We start from the raw sequence: 17,236 nt of genomic DNA, 5'->3' as shown, positions 1-17,236 counted from the left end.
GGTTCTACAGACCCAGGCCGGGGAGGTTCAGGCCTGCGCCCATGCCGCCCATCTGCTGCTTCATGGCCTCGTCCGCCTTCTGGGCGGCATCGCGGAAGGCCGCCATCAGCAGGTCCTCGAGCATGGACGGATCCTCCGGGTCCATGGCCTCCTTGGCGATGGACACGGCCATCAGCTCCTTCGAGCCGTTGAGGGTCACCTTCACCAGCTGGCCGCCGGCGGTGCCCTCGGCCCGCAGGTTGGCCTGGGTCTCCTGCAGCTTGGCCTGCATCTGCTGCGCCTGCTTCATGAGGAATCGCATGTCCATGGGGATCAGCCTCCGGAACGGGGTTGGGGGATCGGCCGGGCGGCGCGCAGCCGGTGCGCGAGCCGCAGCATGAGGAAATAGCCCACGGGGACGGCCACGAGGCTCAGCACGAGGCCGCCCAGCAGGTAGGGCAGGAGGATGGGGCGGAGCATGTCGGCGGCGGCCCGGAAGCCCTCGCGGGTGGTGAAGCTCTGCCAGCCGAGGGTGGTCCAGTCCACGTCGCTCAGGTCGAGGGTGAAGCCCCGTCCCAGCAGGATGTTCCCCAGCAGGGCCGAGCCCGTGGCGATGGGGACCATGGTCCAGGGGTTGTTCACGAAGGCGCCCAGGAAGGCCAGGGGGCGGTGCAGCTTGTGGAAGAGGGCGCAGAAGACGACGACGAGGCCGGTGTGGAGCCCCAGCAGGGGGTTCATGGCGATGGACAGGCCCAGGGCGAAGCTCCAGCCCAGGTGGTGGGGCTCCAGGTCGGGATCCGCCATGTACCGCTTGGTGCGGGCCCAGAGGTGCGACTTGTCCTGGTGCTTCATGAACGTCCGAAGTGGTCGAAACTGAAGTCCGGCAGGGGCCGGAGCAATCCTCCATCATAGGCCAGCAGGGGCGCTTCCCGCCGTTCCAGGGCCTGGCCCACCTCGAGGAGGGGAATCCCCAGCTTCGATTCGAGCTCCGACCGGGACAGGGCACTTCCGAAGCAGCGGGCGTAGTCCTCGCCGCCCCGCAGCGCATCCCCGTCCAGGGCCGGGTCCACGGCGATGCTGCAGCCGGAGGCCTCCGCGAGGTTCCGGAGATCGCGGCTGAGGCCATCGGACAGATCCAGACAGGCGTGGACCTCGGGGAGGGCCGCGAGCCGCACGCCGAGGCCGAGCTGGGGTCTCGGGGCCAGGTGCGCGGCGAGGTCCGGGTCCGGGTGGGCGCGATCCCAGCGCTGGCCCGCCTCGAGCTTGCGCAGGCCCCGGAGGCTGGCGCCGGGCGCCTGGTCCACGTAGAGCCGGTCGCCGGGCTGGAGGCCATCCCGGCGAAGCCAGCGGGACGCGAAGCCGAAGGCCGTGAGGCCCAGGCCCAGGCCCGAGGGGCGGCCCACCGTGTCGCCGCCCAGCACCCGCACGCCCGTCTCGACGGAGGCGGCGGCCAGGCCCTGGAGGAACGCCTCCAGCCAGCCCTCCGCCACCTCGGGCCCGAGGGCCAGGGTGAGGGTGTAGCCGAAGGGCTCGGCGCCGGAGGCATCCAGGTCGGAAAGGTTCACCCGCAAGAGCTTGTCCGCCAGCAGGTCGGGCGGGTGCCAATCCAGGCGGAAGTGCTGGCCCGCTTCCATGAGGTCGGTGGTCACGAGCAGCTGCCGGCCCGGGAGGGTCGGCGGCAGGGCCCCGCAGTCGTCCGTCAGGTCCCAGCCGCCCGGCAGCAGGGCGCGGATCCGGGCCAGGATCCCAGTCTCCTGCAGGCTCATGGGTGGACCTCCGTCACAATTCCAGTCTCCCACGGCCTGCGGGGCCCGGGGGGCCTTGGTCCCGGGGCGGGGGGGGTGCTAGCTTGGATGGGTTCGCCCGTCCCAGGGCTCCACGGATCCGGAGGATACCCCCCATGGCCATCACCAAAGTTTGGATCGAAGAAGGCTGCATCGTGTGCAATGCCTGCGAAGCCGAGTGCCCCGACGTCTTCCACGTCACGGACACCAGCTGCAACATCAACGGCTCCGTGCGCGAGGATGGCGTGGATTCCGAGAACCGCGACGAGATGAGCGCCCTCTCGGGCAGCATCGGCACCGACCAGGAGGCCAGCATCGAGGCCGCCGCCGCCGGCTGCCCCGTGGAAGTCATCAAGTACGAGAAGGCCTGAGAACCAGACATCAGGCTTCAGTCCCCAGGCTTCAGTGGAACGGGCGCCGAAAGGCGCCCGTTCTGCATTTTCCGAGGACTGAAGCCTGAGGCCTATTCCTTCAGGCCCACGTTCACCTCGAACTCGCCGAACTTCGTGTAGAAGGGGATGGCGATGCAGGGGACATCGCCGGTGCGGCTGATCTTGTGGCCGGTGCCGACGACGACGGTGGGCACGGAGATGGAGAGGCTGAAGCCGTCCTGGATGAGGATGCGGCGGGCATCCCCCACCACGATGTTGCCGATCTCGCCGACGGCGTCCTCCACGCTCTGGTTCAGCTCCCGCATCTCCTCCATGAGCATGTTGCTGGCGATCCGGCAGGCGAGGGTCTTGGGGAAGCTCAGGATGATCGAACCCGAGGTGTCGCCGGTCAGGCCGATGATGGCGGAGATGTCATAGGTGGTGATGAGGTCCTCCTTCACGGCCAGGCCGGTCTTCTCGGCGGTGATGTTGGCCATCATCTCGAGGCTGCGGAGGGTGGATTCGATGAAGGGGTTGATGAAGGCGACGTTCATGGGGGCCTTTCCCGTTGGATGACCCCGTTTTCGGTCGGAGACCCCCCGGGCATGACTAATGGGCGTTGAGGGCCGGGCCCCGGGCGGTCAGGATGGAAGCCCAGCCCGGAGGAAGCCATGCTCGATCGCCTGCAGGCCGACCTGAAGACCGCCATGCTCGCCAGGGACGCCCCCCGGACCCAGGTCCTCCGAATGGCCCTGGCCGCCTACAAGAACGAGGCCGTGGCCAAGGGACTGGGCCCCCAGGGGATCCTGGAGGAGGCGGATGCCCTGGCTGTGCTGAAGCGCCTGGTGAAGTCCCGGGAGGACAGCGTGGCCCAATTCCAGAAGGTGGGCCAGGCCGACCGGGCCGCCCAGGAGCAGGCCGAGATCGCCCTCCTGAAGGCCTACCTGCCGGCCATGCTGGAGGGCGCGGACCTCGAGGCCGCCGTGAGGGCCGCCATCGCCCAGACCGGCGCGGCCTCGAAGAAGGACATGGGGGCCGTGATGAAGGCCCTCCAGGCCGCCCACGGCGGCGCCTTCGACGGGAAGGCCGCCAGCGCCCTGGTGCAGGGCCTGCTTCATTGAACCGCGAATGACGCGAATGGGCGCGAAGGTAGGGATGGGAAGCGCGGGGTGCGGGTGCCAGGCGTTCCCCGCTCGTGCCTTCCTGCCATCCCTTCGTGCGCCCGAAGGGCGATTCGCGCCATTCGCGGTTCGTTGTTCTCCGGGGGGAATGGGTCTGGGCCTGGGGTAGACTCGAAGGTTCGAGGCCCCTGATGAAGCAGTCGAAGCTCCTGATCCAGACCCTCCGGGAGACCCCCCGGGATGCCGACGTGGTGAGCCAGCAGCTCATGATGCGGGCCGGCATGATCCAGAAGGCGGCCGCCGGCATCTACAGCTACCTGCCCCTGGCCTACCGCAGCATCCGCAAGTTCGAGGAGATCGTCCGCGAGGAGCTGGCCAAGGACGGCTGCCAGGAGCTGCTCATGCCCGCCGTCCTCCCGGCGGAGCTGTGGCAGGAGAGCGGGCGCTGGAAGTTCTATGGCGACGAGCTGCTGCGCTTCTGCGACCGGAAGGCCAAGGCCGAGCTCGCGGAACGGCGCCAGCGGGGCGAGACGCCGGACGAGCGCGAGTTCTACAACTTCTGCCTGGGCCCCACGCACGAGGAGGTCATCACCGACATCGTGCGCAAGAACGTGCGCAGCTACAAGCAGCTGCCCATGAACCTCTTCCAGATCCAGACCAAGTTCCGCGACGAGCGGCGCCCCCGCTTCGGACTCATGCGGGGCCGCGAGTTCACCATGAAGGACGGCTACTCCTTCCACGTGGATGATGCCGACGCGGACCGTGAGTACTGGGCCATGTTCAACGCCTACAAGCGGATCTTCGCCCGCCTGGGCGTGAAGTTCCGCCCCGTGGAGGCCGACAGCGGCGCCATCGGCGGCAGCTTCACCCACGAGTTCCACGTGCTGGCCGGCAGCGGGGAGGACGCCATCCTCAGCTGCGACGGGTGCGAGTACACGTCGAACATTGAGAAAACCGAGGCGCCAGCGCTCCCCGCTGGCGTTAACGAAGCTCCCATGGAGCTTCGCAAGGACCACTTCCGTACTCCTGGTGTCGTCGGCCAGGTGGAGCAGGCCGCGGGCATGATCGACGCCGATCATCCCCAGGGCATGCCGCTCACCCAGACCAGCAAGTTCTTCCTCTACCGGGCCACCTTCGCCGAGGGCGGCACGAAGCTGGTGGGCGCGGTGCTCCGGGGCGACCACGAGGTCAATCCCGTGAAGGTGAAGAACTTCACGGGTGCGGCGGAGCTGGAGCTGATGCCCCTCGAGGAGGCCGAGGCCTTCACCGGTACGAAGACCGGCTTCATGGGCCCGGTGGGGCTGAAGGACGTCCAGATGCTCGTGGACCGCAGCCTGGAGGGCGCCGTCAACCTCACCTGCGGCGCGAACCGGACCGACTACCACCACTTCGGCCTGGATCCGAAGCGCGACCTGCCGGGCTGCACCTTCGCCGACCTGCGCATGGCCCAGGAGGGCGATGTCTGCCCCCGCTGCGGGAAGGGCCACTACCAGGCCTTCCGGGGCATCGAGGTGGGCCAGGTCTTCAAGCTGGGCCTGAAGTATTCCAAGAGCATGGGCTGCACCTTCCTGGACGAGCAGGGCCGGGAGAACCCGATGGTGATGGGCTGCTACGGCATCGGCATCACCCGCACGGTGGCTGCCGCCATCGAGCAGAATTACGATGCCGACGGCATCCTCTGGCCCTGGCCCATCGCGCCCTACCAGGTGCACCTCCTCAGCCTGGACCCCGGCAACGCCGAGGTGGCGGCCGTGGCGGAGCAGGTGGAGAAGGACCTCGAAGCCGCGGGCTTCGAGGTCCTGCACGACGACCGGGAGGGCATGAGCCCCGGCGCGAAGTTCAAGGATGCCGACCTGCTGGGCTTCCCCCTGCGCCTCATGGTGGGCACCAAGGGCCTCAAGGAGGGCGTGGTGGAGCTGCGCGACCGCCGGACCAAGGCCGTGCTGAAGCTCAAGCCCGAGGCCGTCGTGGCCGAGGTCTCCGCGGCCCGCGACCGCATCATGCAGGAACTGGAGACCGCCGGAGGGCGGTAGGAGCGCGCCATGGCCGAAGGACGGGTCCACCTCACCACGTTCATCGAAGGCGTCCTGGTCCACGGGAAGCAGACCCCCTTCGTGCTGCTGGTCCCCTCGCCCCACAGCCCCCACCGGGGCCTCCTCATGCCGGCCCAGGTGCCCTGGTCGCCGGGCTTCCTTCCCACCGCCCTGCTGAACGCCCAGGTCGAGGCGGCCTGGGGCATCCCCTTCCGGTTCGTGGACTACTCCACGCTGCCGGTGGTCTTCGACGAGCGCACCAGCCGCCTCCCCACCCCCTGGCTCCTGCGCCTCGAGGGGCTCGAAGGGCAGCAGCGGCTCTACCTGAGCCACCTCCTCCGCACCAAGGCTCCCGAAGACCTGCTTCCCCCGCCGCCCCCCGGCGGGCAGTGGATCAGCGAGCGGGCCCTGCAGACGGTGGACCTGCTTCCAGGGGTGCGGCGGCTCTGCCAGTCCGCCATCCAGGCAGTGATGGAAGGGTAGTCTTCAGTCCTCAGCAAAAGCAGAACGGCGCCTGCGGCGCCGTTCCCCTGAAGGCTGAAGATTGAACCCTAGACCTGCTCGAAGGCGTTGAAGAAGTAGCTCACTTCGAACGCGGCGCTCTCCGGCTTGTCGGAGCCGTGGGTGGCGTTGCGGCCGATGCTGGCGCCGAAGCGCTTGCGAAGCGTGCCCTCGGCGGCCTTGGCGGGGTCGGTGGCGCCCATGAGGTCGCGCCAGCGGAGGATGGCGTTCTCGCCCTCGAGGACCATCAGGGCCACGGGACCCTCGGTCATGAAGGCCTCCAGCTCGGGATAGAAGCCCTTGCCCACGTGCTCGTGGTAGAAGCCCTTGCAGATGTCGGCCGTCAGGCGCGTCAGCTTAAGGCCCACGATCTTCAGGCCGCCCTGCTCGATGGCGGAGAGGATCTCGCCGATGTGGCCGTCCTTGACGGCGTCGGGCTTGACGATGGCAAAGGTGCGCTCGAGGGCCATGGTTCCTCCGGAATCCAAACGATCAGTGTGCCCTGGGCTCGTAAAACCCGCAACCAAGGACCCTTGGCTCCGGGCTCCGGAGGTGGGCATCCGGGATCCGCCGCGCTACAATCAACGGTTTACGTGATCGGACGGATCCATGCTGGACAACCTCCTCAAGAAAATCATCGGCTCCAAGAACGACCGGGAGCTGAAGCGCCTGTGGGCCAAGGTCCAGCTGATCAACGCGCTGGAGCCGGAGATCTCCGCCCTGAGCGACGAGGCCCTCAAGGCCAAGACGCCCTACCTGCGCGAGAAGCTCGCCAACGGCGCCACCCTGGAGGACATCCTGCCCGAGGCCTTCGCCGTGGCCCGCGAGGCCAGCAAGCGGGTGCTCAAGATGCGGCATTTCGACGTGCAGCTCGTGGGCGGCATGGTGCTCCACGAGGGCAAGGTTGCCGAGATGCGCACCGGTGAGGGCAAGACCCTCACGGCCACGCTGGCCCTCTACCTCAACGCCCTGGCCGGCAAGGGCGCCCACCTGGTGACGGTGAACGACTACCTGGCCCGGCGCGATGCCGAGTGGATGGGTCGCCTCTACACTTGGCTGGGCCTCACCGTGGGCATCATCCAGCATGGGCTCGAGGACCACCAGCGGCGTGAGGCGTACGCCTGCGACATCACCTACGCCACCAACAACGAGCTGGGCTTCGACTACCTCCGCGACAACATGAAGTGGGACCTGGCCGATTTCACCCAGCGCGAGTTCCACTACGCCATCGTGGACGAGGTGGACAGCATCCTCATCGACGAGGCCCGCACGCCGCTGATCATCGCCGGCAGCAGCGAGGAGGACACCTCCAAGTACTTCCGCATCGACGCCGTCATCCCGAAGCTGGTGGCCGAGAAGGACTACAAGGTCGACGAGAAGGACCGCCAGGTGACCCTGACGGACGAGGGCATCCGCCACGCGGAGCAGCTCCTGGGCGTGCCGAACCTGTACGATCCCACCGCCATCGAGACCCTCCACGGCCTGAACCAGGCCCTGCTGGCCCACAACCTCTACAAGCGGGACGTGGACTACATGATCCGCCCCAAGGAGGACGGGAAGGGCATGGAGGTGGTGATCGTGGACGAGTTCACCGGGCGCCTCATGCCTGGCCGGCGCTGGTCCAACGGGCTGCACCAGGCCATCGAGGCCAAGGAGGGCGTGGAGGTCAACGCCGAGAACCAGACCCTCGCCACCGTGACCTTCCAGAACTTCTTCCGCATGTACAAGAAGCTCGCGGGCATGACCGGCACGGCCGAGACGGAGGCCACGGAGCTGCACTCCATCTACAAGCTGGACGTGATCATCGTGCCCACCAACATGCCCATGGTCCGCAAGGACTACGCGGACATCGTCTACGCCACGCGGGAGGGCAAGAAGAAGGCCATCGTCCAGGAGATCCAGGAGCTGCACGCCAAGGGCCAGCCGATCCTGGTGGGCACCGCCAGCATCGAGAGCAGCGAGATGCTGTCCGAGGCCCTGAAGCAGGCCAAGGTCCCCCACGTGGTGCTGAACGCGAAGCACCATGAGCGGGAAGCCGAGATCGTGGCCCAGGCCGGCCGCAAGGGCGCCGTCACCATCGCCACCAACATGGCCGGTCGCGGCACGGACATCATCCTGGGCGGCAACCCGGAGGGCCTCGCCCGCCTGGAGGCGAAGAAGCGGAAGATCGAGCTCTACGACGAGGACGGGATCGAGACCCCGGCCTTCAGCTCCCTCGTGGCGGAGATGGCCAAGCAGACCTCGGCCGAGCACGAGGAGGTCGTCCAGATCGGCGGCCTGCACATCCTCGGCACGGAACGCCACGAGAGCCGCCGCATCGACAACCAGCTCCGCGGCCGCGCCGGCCGCCAGGGCGACCCGGGATCCAGCCGGTTCTACCTGTCGCTGGAGGATGACCTGATGCGCATCTTCGGCGGCGACCGCATCAAGAACCTCATGGGCGCCATGGGCATGAACGATGACGAGCCCATCGAGGCCGGCATGGTCACCCGGGCCATCGAGCGCAGCCAGAAGCGGGTGGAGACCCACAACTTCGAGATCCGCAAGCATCTGCTCGAGTACGACGACGTGATGAACAAGCAGCGCATCTTCTTCTATGGGCTGCGCACGGAGATCCTCAAGGGCAACACGAAGGACTACGTGCTGCAGGTCGCCGGGGAGATCGCCGAGGGCATCTGCAACGACTTCCTCCAGGACAAGGGCGAGCGCGACCTGGCCGGCTTCCGCGAGCGGGTGGAGCAGCTCTTCGCCATCACCGGGGAGGAGGTGGAGGCCGTCGGCCAGATGCCCCAGGCCCAGGCCGCGGCGGCCCTCGGGTCCCTGGTCCAGCGGATTTACACCGAGAAGGACGACCGCCTCGGCGGCGAGGGCATGCGCAGCTACGAGCGCTGGTCCATCCTCCAGATCATCGATGCGGCCTGGAAACGCCACCTGCTCGTCATGGACCACCTGAAGGAGGCCATCGGCTTCCGGGGCTACGGCCAGAAGGACCCGCTGGTCGAGTACAAGCGCGAATCCTACGAATACTTCGAGCAGATGCGTTTCGGCTACGAGGACGAGATCATCTCGTACCTGTTCCGGGTGGAGCCCCAGCCCGCCTATGTGCCGGACGAGGACTTCTTCCGCGGTCCCTCCGAGGTCTTCGAGCTGGGCCCCGACGAGCAGGGCAATCCCCCCGACGGCATCCAGCGCGTCATGCGATTCACGGCGGGTGGGCTGGAGGACTGACCAGGGCCCCCCTCTGGCAAAACGCGAGGGCCGGAACGCCCTCGCGTTTTGCTAGAGCCCGGCCTCCGGCCCTGGTAGGTTCTCTGGTTATGGAACTCATCATTGTCACGGGCCTTTCGGGGGCTGGCCGCCACTCGGTCCTGGGGGCCCTGGAGGACAGCGGCTGCACGGCACTCGACAACGTGCCTGCGCGCCTCCTGGAACCGCTGCTGGAACTGGAGGCCCGGCTGCGTCCGGGCCGGGATCGGCTGGCGGTGGGCATGGACAGCCGCCAGGAGGACTTCGTCCACGACTTCGAGCCGCTCATGGTGCGGCTGCAGGAGGGGAGCATCCCGGTCCAGGTGGTCTTCGTGGAGGCCGAGGACAGCGTGCTGCTGCGGCGCTACTCGGAGACCCGGCGCCCGCACCACCTGGCCCTGCTCGGCACCGCCGAGGAGGGGATCCGGCGCGAGCGCGAGATGCTGGCCCCGATCCGGGCCCAGGCCAGCATCATCCTCGACACCAGCCAGCTGAGCCTCTCGGAGCTGCGTCAGCGGCTGGCCTCTCTCCTGCCGGATCTCCCCGCCCGGGAGACGGCCATCCGCCTCCTCAGCTTCGGGTTCAAGCGGGGGGTGCCCCCGGACGCCGACGTGGTGCTGGATGCCCGCTTCCTGCCGAATCCCTTCTACGTGGAGGCCCTGAAGCCCCTCACGGGGAAGGACGCCGCGGTGAAGGAGTACCTGCTCGAATACCCCGAGTTCCGGGAATTCCTGGAACGCACCGAGTCCTGGCTGCGCTGGTCCCTCCCCCTGGTGCGCCAGGAGGGCCGGGCCTACCACACCCTGGCGATCGGCTGTACCGGCGGGCAGCACCGCTCCGTGGCCCTGGTGGAACTGCTGGCCCAGCGCCTCAAGGCCGATGTGGCGGCCCTGGTGGTCCGCCACCGGGAGCTGAAGGGCTGAAAAGCCGGAATCAGGCCTCCCGGAACACCACGTTCCGCTTCGCCAGCTCGGCCCGGATGAAGGCCCAGCCGCCGGGGGTGCGGCCGATGAACTCCGGCGGGCTGATGCCCTTGCGGGTGAACCCGCCGGAGGCCACGAGCCGCACGGCGGCGGTGGCGGTGTAGCCCGTGGTGCGGGCCATGGAGGTGGTCTTCGTGGCGGGGTCGTAGCGGTCCAGGAGGTTCAGCTCCGCGCGGACGGGACGTCCCGCCTGCTCACCCTCCACGACGACGCGCATGACGGTGAAGTCCTCGTCCCCCTCCTCCATGAACCACATGGGGAAGAGCAGGGCGGTGGAGAGCTCCAGGGGGCTGACGTCCACGTCGCCCACCTTAATCCGGTCCTTGCGGAAGAAGCCGCTCTCGCGGAGCATGCGCATCTTCTCGATGTGGCCGGGGTAGCGGAGGGTCTTCTCCTTCATGTCCGGCACCTCGGGGAAGGACTGGATCAGGCTGCGCAGGCCGTCCGTGTTGAAGGACTCCAGCGTGCCGAGGCCCGCGAAGTCCAGCAGCTCGGGCTCGGAGAGGGCGGGCAGGGTGACCGTGCGCCCCTCCTTCACGTAGCGGGCGGGCCGGGTGTACTCCTCGATGACGTCGATGGGGCTGAAGCCGGCCTTGTACTCGTAGGGCCAGGTGCGCACCACGGGCAGGCCGCCCACCAGGCACTCGAAGCGGGTCACGCGGTCCCAGCGCCGCGCCGCATCGCCCAGGATGATGTTCCCGCAGCCCGGGGCGATGCCGCAGTCCACCACGGCCGTGAGGTTGCGGAACCTTGCCAGCTCCTCCAGCTCGAAGCAGTCCTCGTCGAAGAAGGAGATGTCCACCAGGGTCCGCCCGGCCTCGAGTACCGCCCTGGCCGTGGCGAAGCCCATGAAGCCGGGCACGGCGCCCACCACCAGGTCCGCGTCCGCCACGGCGGCCTGCACCCCCGCCGGCGTGGCGAGATCCGCCTTCCGGACGGCGATTCCGGAAGCGGCCATGCGGGCCAGGGCCGCCTCGGAGCGGTCGGCGACCGTCACCTTGAAATCCGGGGCCAGGTCCCTGGCCATGGCGCTGCCGACGCGGCCGGCGCCCAGGACGACGATGTGCTTCATGGGAGACTCCAGGGGATCAGGCGGGAACGGCGCGGGGCCGCACGGCGAGGTAGACGGGCCAGCCCGCGGCCACCAGCGCGAGGCCGGGCCACGAGAAGCTGGGACGGTAGAGGAACAGGGCCCCCACGATGGCGGCGGCGCCCAGGAGGTAGAGGGCCGGCACGAAGGGATAGCCCCACACGCGCACCGGCCGGGGGAGGTCGGGCTGCCGCCAGCGGAGGATGAACACGCCGCCCACGGTGAAGATGTAGAAGAGGATCGTCGGCAGCATGACGAAGTCGAGGAGCTGGCCGTAGGTGCCCGTGAGGGTCAGGGCGCAGGTCCACAGGGCCTGGATCCAGAGCCCGAATCCCGGCACGCCATGGACGTTCAGTTTCGCCGCGCTGGGGTAGAACAGGCCATCCTCGGCCATGCGCTGGTAGACCCGGGCCCCGGAGAGGATCAGCCCGTTCAGGCAGCCGAACATGGACACGAGGATGGAGCCGGCCATGATGAGGCCCCCGCCGGAGCCCAGCAGGGCCTCCAGGGCCGCGCTGCCCACGCGATCCTGCGGGGCGTTGGCGATGCCCGCGGGGCCGAGCACCCGCAGGTAGGCGCCGTTGGCGAGGATGTAGAGGCCGCAGACCATCGTGGTGCCGATGAGCAGGGAGAGGGGGATGGTCCGCTCCGGACGCTTCACCTCGCCGGCGATGAAGGTGACGGAGTTCCAGGCGTCCGCCGAGAACATGCTGCCCGTCTGCACCACGAGCAGGGCCGTCAGGAAGGGCAGGACGGGATCGTGGGTCGCCGGGTGATAGGCACCGGCCGCCGGTGCGACGGCGGGGTGCAGCCACAGGCCCAGGATCACGAGGGCGGCCAGGCCGCCGATCTTGGCGACGGTGAAGAGGTCCTGGATGCGGGTGCCCAGCTTCACCCCGTAGAGGTTCACGGCGCTGAGGAGGGCCACCACCGCGATGGCCGAGAGCCGGGCCGGCGTGAGGCCCAGGTGGTACGGACCCACGGCGATGGCCCGGGTGAGGTGGACCATGGGCAGGTCCAGGTGCGGGCCGATCCACACCGCGTCGCTGACGGCGGGGAAGAAGCTGCCGAGGTACTTGCCGAAACCCACGGCCACGGCCGCGATGGTGCCGCACTCGATGACCACGAAGAAGGTCCACCCATAGAGGAAGCCCGTGCCCGGGCCGTAGATCTCCCGCAGGTAGGTGTACTGGCCCCCGGCCTGGGGGAACAGGCCGGCCAGCTCGCCGTAGCTGAGGGCGGCGAACAGGGTCAGGATGGCCGTGAGCCCCCAGGCGATCAGGAGGAAGCTGCCCGAGTGCCCCGTGCGCACCATGTCCGCCGCGACGATGAAGACGCCGGAGCCGATCATGGAGCCGGCGATCAGCATGGTGCTGGAGAAGACGCCCAGGTGGCGGCGGTAGCCGGGTGCGCTCATGGTTCCTCGGAGTGGATCGGACAACGCTATCACGGCATGCTGAAGGGATGGCGCGGTCCCACGTCTCCCTCCGGTTCCTGGTGGTCACGGCCATCCTGGCCCTGGCCCCCCTGGCCGGGGGCTGGTGGGCCTGGAAGGGGCAGGGCCCCCTCCAGCAGCCGGGCACGGTGCTCGTCCGCAAGGGCATGACCCTCAACCAGGTGGCCGACCAGATGGAGCGGGACGGCGTCATCCGCTCCGCCTCGTTGTTCAAGCTCTGGGCCCGGGCCCGCAAGCTCCAGCTCATCCGGGGCGAGTACACCATCAATCCCCGGGCCAGCCTCTCGGATGTGGCGGGCAAGCTCCGCCGCGGGGAGATCCACTATACGAACGTCGTCATCCCCGACGGCATCCAGGCCTGGTCCCTCCAGAAGCGCCTCAGGGACTTCGTGCCCGAGGAGGTGTTCTGGAAGCTGTGGCGCAGCCCCCGCCTGGCCCGGACGGCCGGGTTCCCGGACGCGGAGGACCTGGAAGGCCTGGTGGCTCCCGCCACCTACCGCCTGCACCACGCCATGGAGCCCGAGGAGGTCATGCTCATGCTGGTGGAGGCCTTCCGGAACCAGGTGAAGCCGAGGCTGGAGGGGGGGCCGCTGCCGCCCTACCAGACCCTCATCCTCGCCAGCCTGGTGGAGAAGGAGACACGGCTCCCCGAGGAGCAGCCGAAGGTGGCCGGGGTGTACCTCAAGCGCCTGCGGATGGGCATGCGCCTCCAGTGCGATCCCACCAGCCTGTACGCCCGCTGGGCCTCCGGCGACCTCCGGTTCACGGCCCCCACCCCCGAAGACATCCGCCGCCCCAGCCGCTTCAACACCTACACGGTGGCGGGCCTGCCGCCCACCCCCATCGCCATCCCGGGGCCCTCGGCCCTCGAGGCGGCCAGGGCCCCGGAGGTGGGGAAGAACCTCTACTTCGTGGCCACGGGCCTGGGGGGCCATGCCTTCGCCCCGACCCTCTCCCTGCACAACCGGAATGTGAACGCCTACCGGAAGGAACTGGCCCGGCAGCGGCGGATGGCCCATGGCTAGGTCGCGCCTCGACCTGCTGCTGGTGCAGCGGGGCCTCTGCGAGAGCCGGGCCCAGGCCCAGGCCCGCATCCTGGCCGGAGACGCCCTGGTGGACGGCCACCCCGTCACCAAGGCCGGCACGGCCGTGGACGAGGGCGCGGACCTCCGGCTCCGGGGCGGCGCGCCGCCCTTCGTCAGCCGGGGCGGCCTGAAGCTGGCGGGGGCGCTCGACCGCTGGACCCTCCGGCCGGAGGGGCTGGTCTGCTTCGATGCGGGCGCCAGCACCGGCGGCTTCACGGACTGCCTGCTCCAGCGCGGCGCGGCACGGGTCTATGCGGTGGACGTGGGCACCAACCAGCTCCACTGGAAACTGCGCTCCGATCCCCGGGTGGTGTCGATGGAGCAGGTGAACCTCCGCACCTGGGATCCCTCCGCCATCCCCGAACGCTGCGCCCTCCTGGTGGCGGACCTGAGCTTCATCTCCCTGCGGCTGGCCATCCCCCCCGTGCTGCCCAGCCTGGCGGAGGGGGCCCAGGCCGTGCTGCTGGTGAAGCCCCAGTTCGAGGCGGGCCGGGAGGACGTGGGGGCCGGCGGCATCGTGCGCGATCCGGCGGTCCACCGGCGCGTCCTGGAGGAGGTCTGGGCCTTCTTCGCGGCCACGTCGCTCAAGCCCCTGGCCCTGGCCGAGAGCCCCATCAAGGGGGGGGAGGGCAATACCGAGTTCCTGCTGCGGCTGGCCCTCGGTGGCGTGGCGGGCGACCTGGGGCAGGAACTGCGGGCCCTGGGGCTGGGCTGACCGGTTTCAGATCTGGGGGTCCAGCCAGGGCAGGACGGCGCTGGGCCGGCCCGGGACATTGCCCACCCGCACCGCCACCACCACGATCCAGCCCGCGGGCCGCTGGAGGGAGCGCAGGCTCAGGGTGAGCGTCTCGCCGGGCCCCGGCAGGTCCGGCCGGCTGCGCTCCAGCACCACCTCCCCCCGGCTGAAGACCTCCTCCGGTGTGGGGCGGGCGAGGCCCAGGGGCAGATAGAGCACCCGCACCTGCTCCACGCCGACCAGGGGCTCGCCCCGCACGTCCAGCGTGGGCAGGGTCACGGCCAGGACCCGGAGCGCGTCCATCCGGACCTCCGCCGCCTGGGCCGCGGCCCGGGGGCGGGGGATGGGATCGCCCTTCCGCCCGCAGTGGGCTGCCAGGATGGCGAGGGTGAAGGCGGCCAGGGGCTTTGCTAGGCTGGAGGGACGCATCGTGCCTCCATCATGCCCGATCCCGCGAAGGAACCTGCCATGCCCGTGACCAAAGTGCTGATTGCGAACCGGGGCGAGATCGCATGCCGCGTCATCCGGACCTGCCGGGAAATGGGGATAAGAACGGTGGCGGTGTTCTCCGAGGCCGACCGGGCCGCCCTCCACGTGCGCATGGCGGACGAGGCCTATTTCATCGGCCCCGCCCCGGCCCGGGAGAGCTACCTGGTGGTGGAGAAGCTGCTGGACGTCTGCCGCCGCAGCGGGGCGGACGCCGTGCATCCGGGCTACGGCTTCCTCTCCGAGAACGCCGAGGCCGCCAGGGCCTTCGAGGCCGCGGGTGTCACGTTCATCGGGCCCCCGCCGGAGGCCATCGTGAGCATGGGCTCCAAGACGGCGGCCCGCGAGGTGGCCATCGCCGCGGGCTGCCCCGTGGTGCCGGGCATCCAGGAGACGATGAGCGACGAGGACCTGCTGGTGGCGGCCACGAAGATCGGCTTCCCCGTGATGCTCAAGGCCGCCATGGGCGGGGGCGGCAAGGGGATGCGCCTGGTCACCAAGCCCGAGGACTTCGCCTCCTCCCTGGCCCGGGCCCGGGGCGAGGCCCTGTCCTCCTTCGGCGATGACAGCGTGTACGTCGAGAAGGCCATCGTCCAGCCCCGGCACATCGAGATCCAGATCTTCTCTGATGCCCATGGCAACCACGTCTACCTGCACGAGCGCGAGTGCTCCGTGCAGCGCCGGCACCAGAAGGTCATCGAGGAGGCGCCGAGTCCCCATGTCACGCCCGAGATGCGCAAGGCCATGGGCGAGGCCGCCCTCAAGGTGGCCCGGGCCGTGAACTACCGGGGCGCCGGCACCATCGAGTTCCTGGCGGACGCGGACCGGAACTTCTACTTCCTGGAGATGAACACCCGCCTGCAGGTGGAGCACCCCGTCACCGAATGGATCACGGGCCTGGACCTGGTGAAGTGGCAGATCCTCGTGGCCCGCGGCGAGAAGCTCCCGCTCGCCCAGGAGGAGATCCCTCTCCACGGCTGGGCCATGGAGTGCCGGGTCTATGCCGAGGATCCGGACAAGAACTTCATGCCCAGCCCGGGCCGCATCACCTTCCTGAAGGCCCCCGGGGGGCGGAACGTGCGGGACGACAGTGGCGTGTACGAGGGCGCCGAGGTGCCCATGTTCTACGACCCCATGATCAGCAAGCTGAGCACCTGGGGGCCGACGCGGATCGAGGCCATCGACCGCATGCGGGCGGCCCTGGGCGAGTACCGCATCGGCGGCATCCGGCACAACATCGCCTTCCACGAGGTGCTCATGGAGCACGAGCCCTTCCGCAAGGGCGAGCTGCACACCGGCATGCTGGACAAGCCCTTCTGGAAGAAGAAGGGGCCGGGGCCGGACCTCCAGTTCGCCGTGGCGGCCGCCCTGCTCCACGAACTGGAGGCTGAGGAACGCCGGGCCGCCCAGCCCGCGGGCAGCGGCGAGGGCAAGCCGGACGCGTGGAAGCACTGGGGCCGGTTCAACCGGCTCTGAACCCCTCCGATGATCGCGATGCAGGAACGAGGCCCCGAATGAAGCGAACCCTGACCTTCGGCAAGGAACAGCACGAGGTGGAACTGCTCCGCCAGGACGGGGCCCTCACCCTGGTCTGGGAGGGCGAGGCCCATCCCATCGACATCCGGGAGGTGGAACCGGGCTGCTATTCCATCCTCATGGACGGCCGGTCCGTGGAGGTGCTGCTGGATCCCGCCAAGTCCCCGGATCCCGACGCCCACGCCTTCCGGGTGATGGTCTACGACGGCGTCTACGAGTTCGCCCTGGCCGATCCCCGCCGGGCCCTCCTGGCCGGCGGCGGTGCCGGTTCGGGGGCCGGCGGCACCCTGGCCTCCCCCATGCCCGGCAAGGTGGTCAAGGTCCTCGTGGCCGCCGGCGAGGCCGTGCAGGAGGGCCAGACCCTCCTCATCCTCGAGGCCATGAAGATGCAGAACGAGTACAAGAGCCCTTCCGCGGGGACTGTGGCCAAGCTGTACGTCCAGGAGGGCAGCACGGTGGAGACCGCCTCGCCCATGGTAGAGCTCGCGGCCCCGGAGGCCAACTAGCGGGAGGACTTGCGTATCCGCGAAGCGGATACCGAGAGAACGAGGCCAGGGTGATGCGGGACCTGCAGATTTGAGGTCTCGCGTATCCGCGCAGCGGATACCGAGAGGATGCAGAACGAGTACAAGAGCCCTTCCGCGGGGACCGTGGCCAAGCTGTACGTCCAGGAGGGCAGCACGGTGGAGACCGCCTCGCCCATGGTGGAACTCGCGGCCCCGGAGGCCGTCTGAAAGGAATTTCCTGAAGGTTTCCATCGGCCTGGAATCCAGTCCCGGTGGGCAGAACCGGAGTCAAGCGCCGTGGGATTGGCGCTAAATATCGCATC

Annotated in this window: 19 protein-coding genes; 11 read left to right on the top strand and 8 right to left on the bottom strand. The window is 69.1% G+C overall.

Annotated features, from left to right (window positions below; translation table 11 throughout):
• Positions 1-4 precede the first annotated feature (4 nt).
• Genes QSJ33_RS04020 through QSJ33_RS04010 form a run of 3 tightly spaced genes read right to left on the bottom strand, consistent with a single transcriptional unit; the run spans position 5 to position 1,745 of the window.
• Positions 5-307 carry a YbaB/EbfC family nucleoid-associated protein gene (locus tag QSJ33_RS04020; protein ID WP_285723167.1) on the bottom strand — a complete coding sequence of 101 codons (303 nt, stop codon included), beginning with the start codon at positions 305-307 and terminating at the stop codon, positions 5-7.
• A gap of 5 nt (positions 308-312) precedes the next feature.
• Positions 313-831 carry a DUF2062 domain-containing protein gene (locus QSJ33_RS04015; protein WP_285723166.1) on the bottom strand — a complete coding sequence of 173 codons (519 nt, stop codon included), beginning with the start codon at positions 829-831 and terminating at the stop codon, positions 313-315.
• On the bottom strand, positions 828-1,745 hold the full coding sequence (locus tag QSJ33_RS04010; RefSeq protein WP_285723165.1) for a thiamine-phosphate kinase: 918 nt from the start codon (positions 1,743-1,745) through the stop codon (positions 828-830). Before QSJ33_RS04010 ends, QSJ33_RS04015 begins: the two co-directional genes overlap by 4 nt.
• 134 nt (positions 1,746-1,879) lie before the next feature.
• Between QSJ33_RS04010 and QSJ33_RS04005 the strand changes: the two genes are divergently transcribed.
• Entirely contained in the window at positions 1,880-2,134 is a 255-nt protein-coding gene (locus tag QSJ33_RS04005) for a ferredoxin (RefSeq protein WP_285723164.1), read from the top strand.
• A 92-nt stretch (positions 2,135-2,226) separates the two neighbouring features.
• Here QSJ33_RS04005 and QSJ33_RS04000 read toward each other — a convergent pair whose 3' ends face one another.
• A complete protein-coding gene (locus QSJ33_RS04000; RefSeq protein ID WP_285723163.1) occupies positions 2,227-2,688 on the bottom strand; it encodes a chemotaxis protein CheX in 462 nt (153 codons plus the stop codon).
• Between the two features lie 117 nt (positions 2,689-2,805).
• Between QSJ33_RS04000 and QSJ33_RS03995 the strand changes: the two genes are divergently transcribed.
• From QSJ33_RS03995 to QSJ33_RS03985, 3 genes are all read left to right on the top strand, one after another.
• Positions 2,806-3,255, top strand: coding sequence for a GatB/YqeY domain-containing protein (locus QSJ33_RS03995; protein ID WP_285723162.1), 450 nt, complete (start codon positions 2,806-2,808; stop codon positions 3,253-3,255).
• Positions 3,256-3,446: 191 nt separating this feature from the next.
• A complete protein-coding gene (proS, locus tag QSJ33_RS03990; RefSeq protein WP_285723161.1) occupies positions 3,447-5,288 on the top strand; it encodes a proline--tRNA ligase in 1,842 nt (613 codons plus the stop codon).
• 9 nt (positions 5,289-5,297) lie between these two features.
• On the top strand, positions 5,298-5,771 hold the full coding sequence (locus QSJ33_RS03985) for a hypothetical protein (protein WP_285723160.1): 474 nt from the start codon (positions 5,298-5,300) through the stop codon (positions 5,769-5,771).
• A 68-nt stretch (positions 5,772-5,839) separates the two neighbouring features.
• On the opposite strand, the gene ndk is transcribed toward QSJ33_RS03985, so the two are convergent.
• Positions 5,840-6,259, bottom strand: a complete 420-nt coding sequence (gene ndk, locus QSJ33_RS03980) for a nucleoside-diphosphate kinase (RefSeq protein WP_285723158.1) — start codon at positions 6,257-6,259, stop codon at positions 5,840-5,842.
• A gap of 139 nt (positions 6,260-6,398) precedes the next feature.
• Between ndk and secA the strand changes: the two genes are divergently transcribed.
• Positions 6,399-9,017, top strand: a complete 2,619-nt coding sequence (secA, locus tag QSJ33_RS03975; RefSeq protein WP_285723152.1) for a preprotein translocase subunit SecA — start codon at positions 6,399-6,401, stop codon at positions 9,015-9,017.
• An 89-nt stretch (positions 9,018-9,106) separates the two neighbouring features.
• Positions 9,107-9,958: an RNase adapter RapZ gene (gene rapZ, locus QSJ33_RS03970; protein WP_285723146.1), complete on the top strand. Its 852-nt coding sequence runs from the start codon at positions 9,107-9,109 to the stop codon at positions 9,956-9,958.
• Between the two features lie 10 nt (positions 9,959-9,968).
• On the opposite strand, the gene QSJ33_RS03965 is transcribed toward rapZ, so the two are convergent.
• Both QSJ33_RS03965 and QSJ33_RS03960 read right to left on the bottom strand, forming a co-directional pair.
• Positions 9,969-11,090 carry a saccharopine dehydrogenase family protein gene (locus QSJ33_RS03965; protein WP_285723144.1) on the bottom strand — a complete coding sequence of 374 codons (1,122 nt, stop codon included), beginning with the start codon at positions 11,088-11,090 and terminating at the stop codon, positions 9,969-9,971.
• 16 nt (positions 11,091-11,106) lie between these two features.
• Positions 11,107-12,525 carry an APC family permease gene (locus QSJ33_RS03960; RefSeq protein WP_285723142.1) on the bottom strand — a complete coding sequence of 473 codons (1,419 nt, stop codon included), beginning with the start codon at positions 12,523-12,525 and terminating at the stop codon, positions 11,107-11,109.
• 47 nt (positions 12,526-12,572) lie between these two features.
• On the opposite strand from QSJ33_RS03960, the gene mltG reads away from it, so the two are divergent.
• Positions 12,573-13,589 carry an endolytic transglycosylase MltG gene (gene mltG / locus QSJ33_RS03955; RefSeq protein ID WP_285723140.1) on the top strand — a complete coding sequence of 339 codons (1,017 nt, stop codon included), beginning with the start codon at positions 12,573-12,575 and terminating at the stop codon, positions 13,587-13,589.
• Positions 13,582-14,364, top strand: a complete 783-nt coding sequence (locus QSJ33_RS03950) for a TlyA family RNA methyltransferase (RefSeq protein ID WP_285723138.1) — start codon at positions 13,582-13,584, stop codon at positions 14,362-14,364. The genes mltG and QSJ33_RS03950 overlap by 8 nt, the downstream gene beginning before the upstream one ends.
• Positions 14,365-14,370: 6 nt before the next feature.
• On the opposite strand, the gene QSJ33_RS03945 is transcribed toward QSJ33_RS03950, so the two are convergent.
• Complete coding sequence (locus QSJ33_RS03945) at positions 14,371-14,814, bottom strand: hypothetical protein (RefSeq protein ID WP_285723137.1); 444 nt, start codon at positions 14,812-14,814, stop codon at positions 14,371-14,373.
• A 39-nt stretch (positions 14,815-14,853) separates the two neighbouring features.
• Here QSJ33_RS03945 and QSJ33_RS03940 point away from each other — a divergent pair, with 39 nt between their 5' ends.
• From QSJ33_RS03940 to QSJ33_RS03930, 3 genes are all read left to right on the top strand, one after another.
• Positions 14,854-16,347, top strand: a complete 1,494-nt coding sequence (locus tag QSJ33_RS03940; protein WP_285723135.1) for an acetyl-CoA carboxylase biotin carboxylase subunit — start codon at positions 14,854-14,856, stop codon at positions 16,345-16,347.
• A gap of 38 nt (positions 16,348-16,385) precedes the next feature.
• A complete protein-coding gene (locus QSJ33_RS03935) occupies positions 16,386-16,913 on the top strand; it encodes an acyl-CoA carboxylase biotin carboxyl carrier protein subunit (protein WP_285723133.1) in 528 nt (175 codons plus the stop codon).
• A gap of 108 nt (positions 16,914-17,021) precedes the next feature.
• Positions 17,022-17,141, top strand: a complete 120-nt coding sequence (locus tag QSJ33_RS03930; RefSeq protein ID WP_285723131.1) for a biotin/lipoyl-containing protein — start codon at positions 17,022-17,024, stop codon at positions 17,139-17,141.
• Positions 17,142-17,236 lie beyond the last annotated feature (95 nt).

The organism is Geothrix rubra, from assembly GCF_030268065.1.
In the GTDB taxonomy this organism is placed as follows: domain Bacteria; phylum Acidobacteriota; class Holophagae; order Holophagales; family Holophagaceae; genus Geothrix; species Geothrix rubra.
The sequence above is the reverse complement of the archived record's forward strand: the minus strand, read 5'-3'. Positions and strand labels throughout refer to the sequence as shown.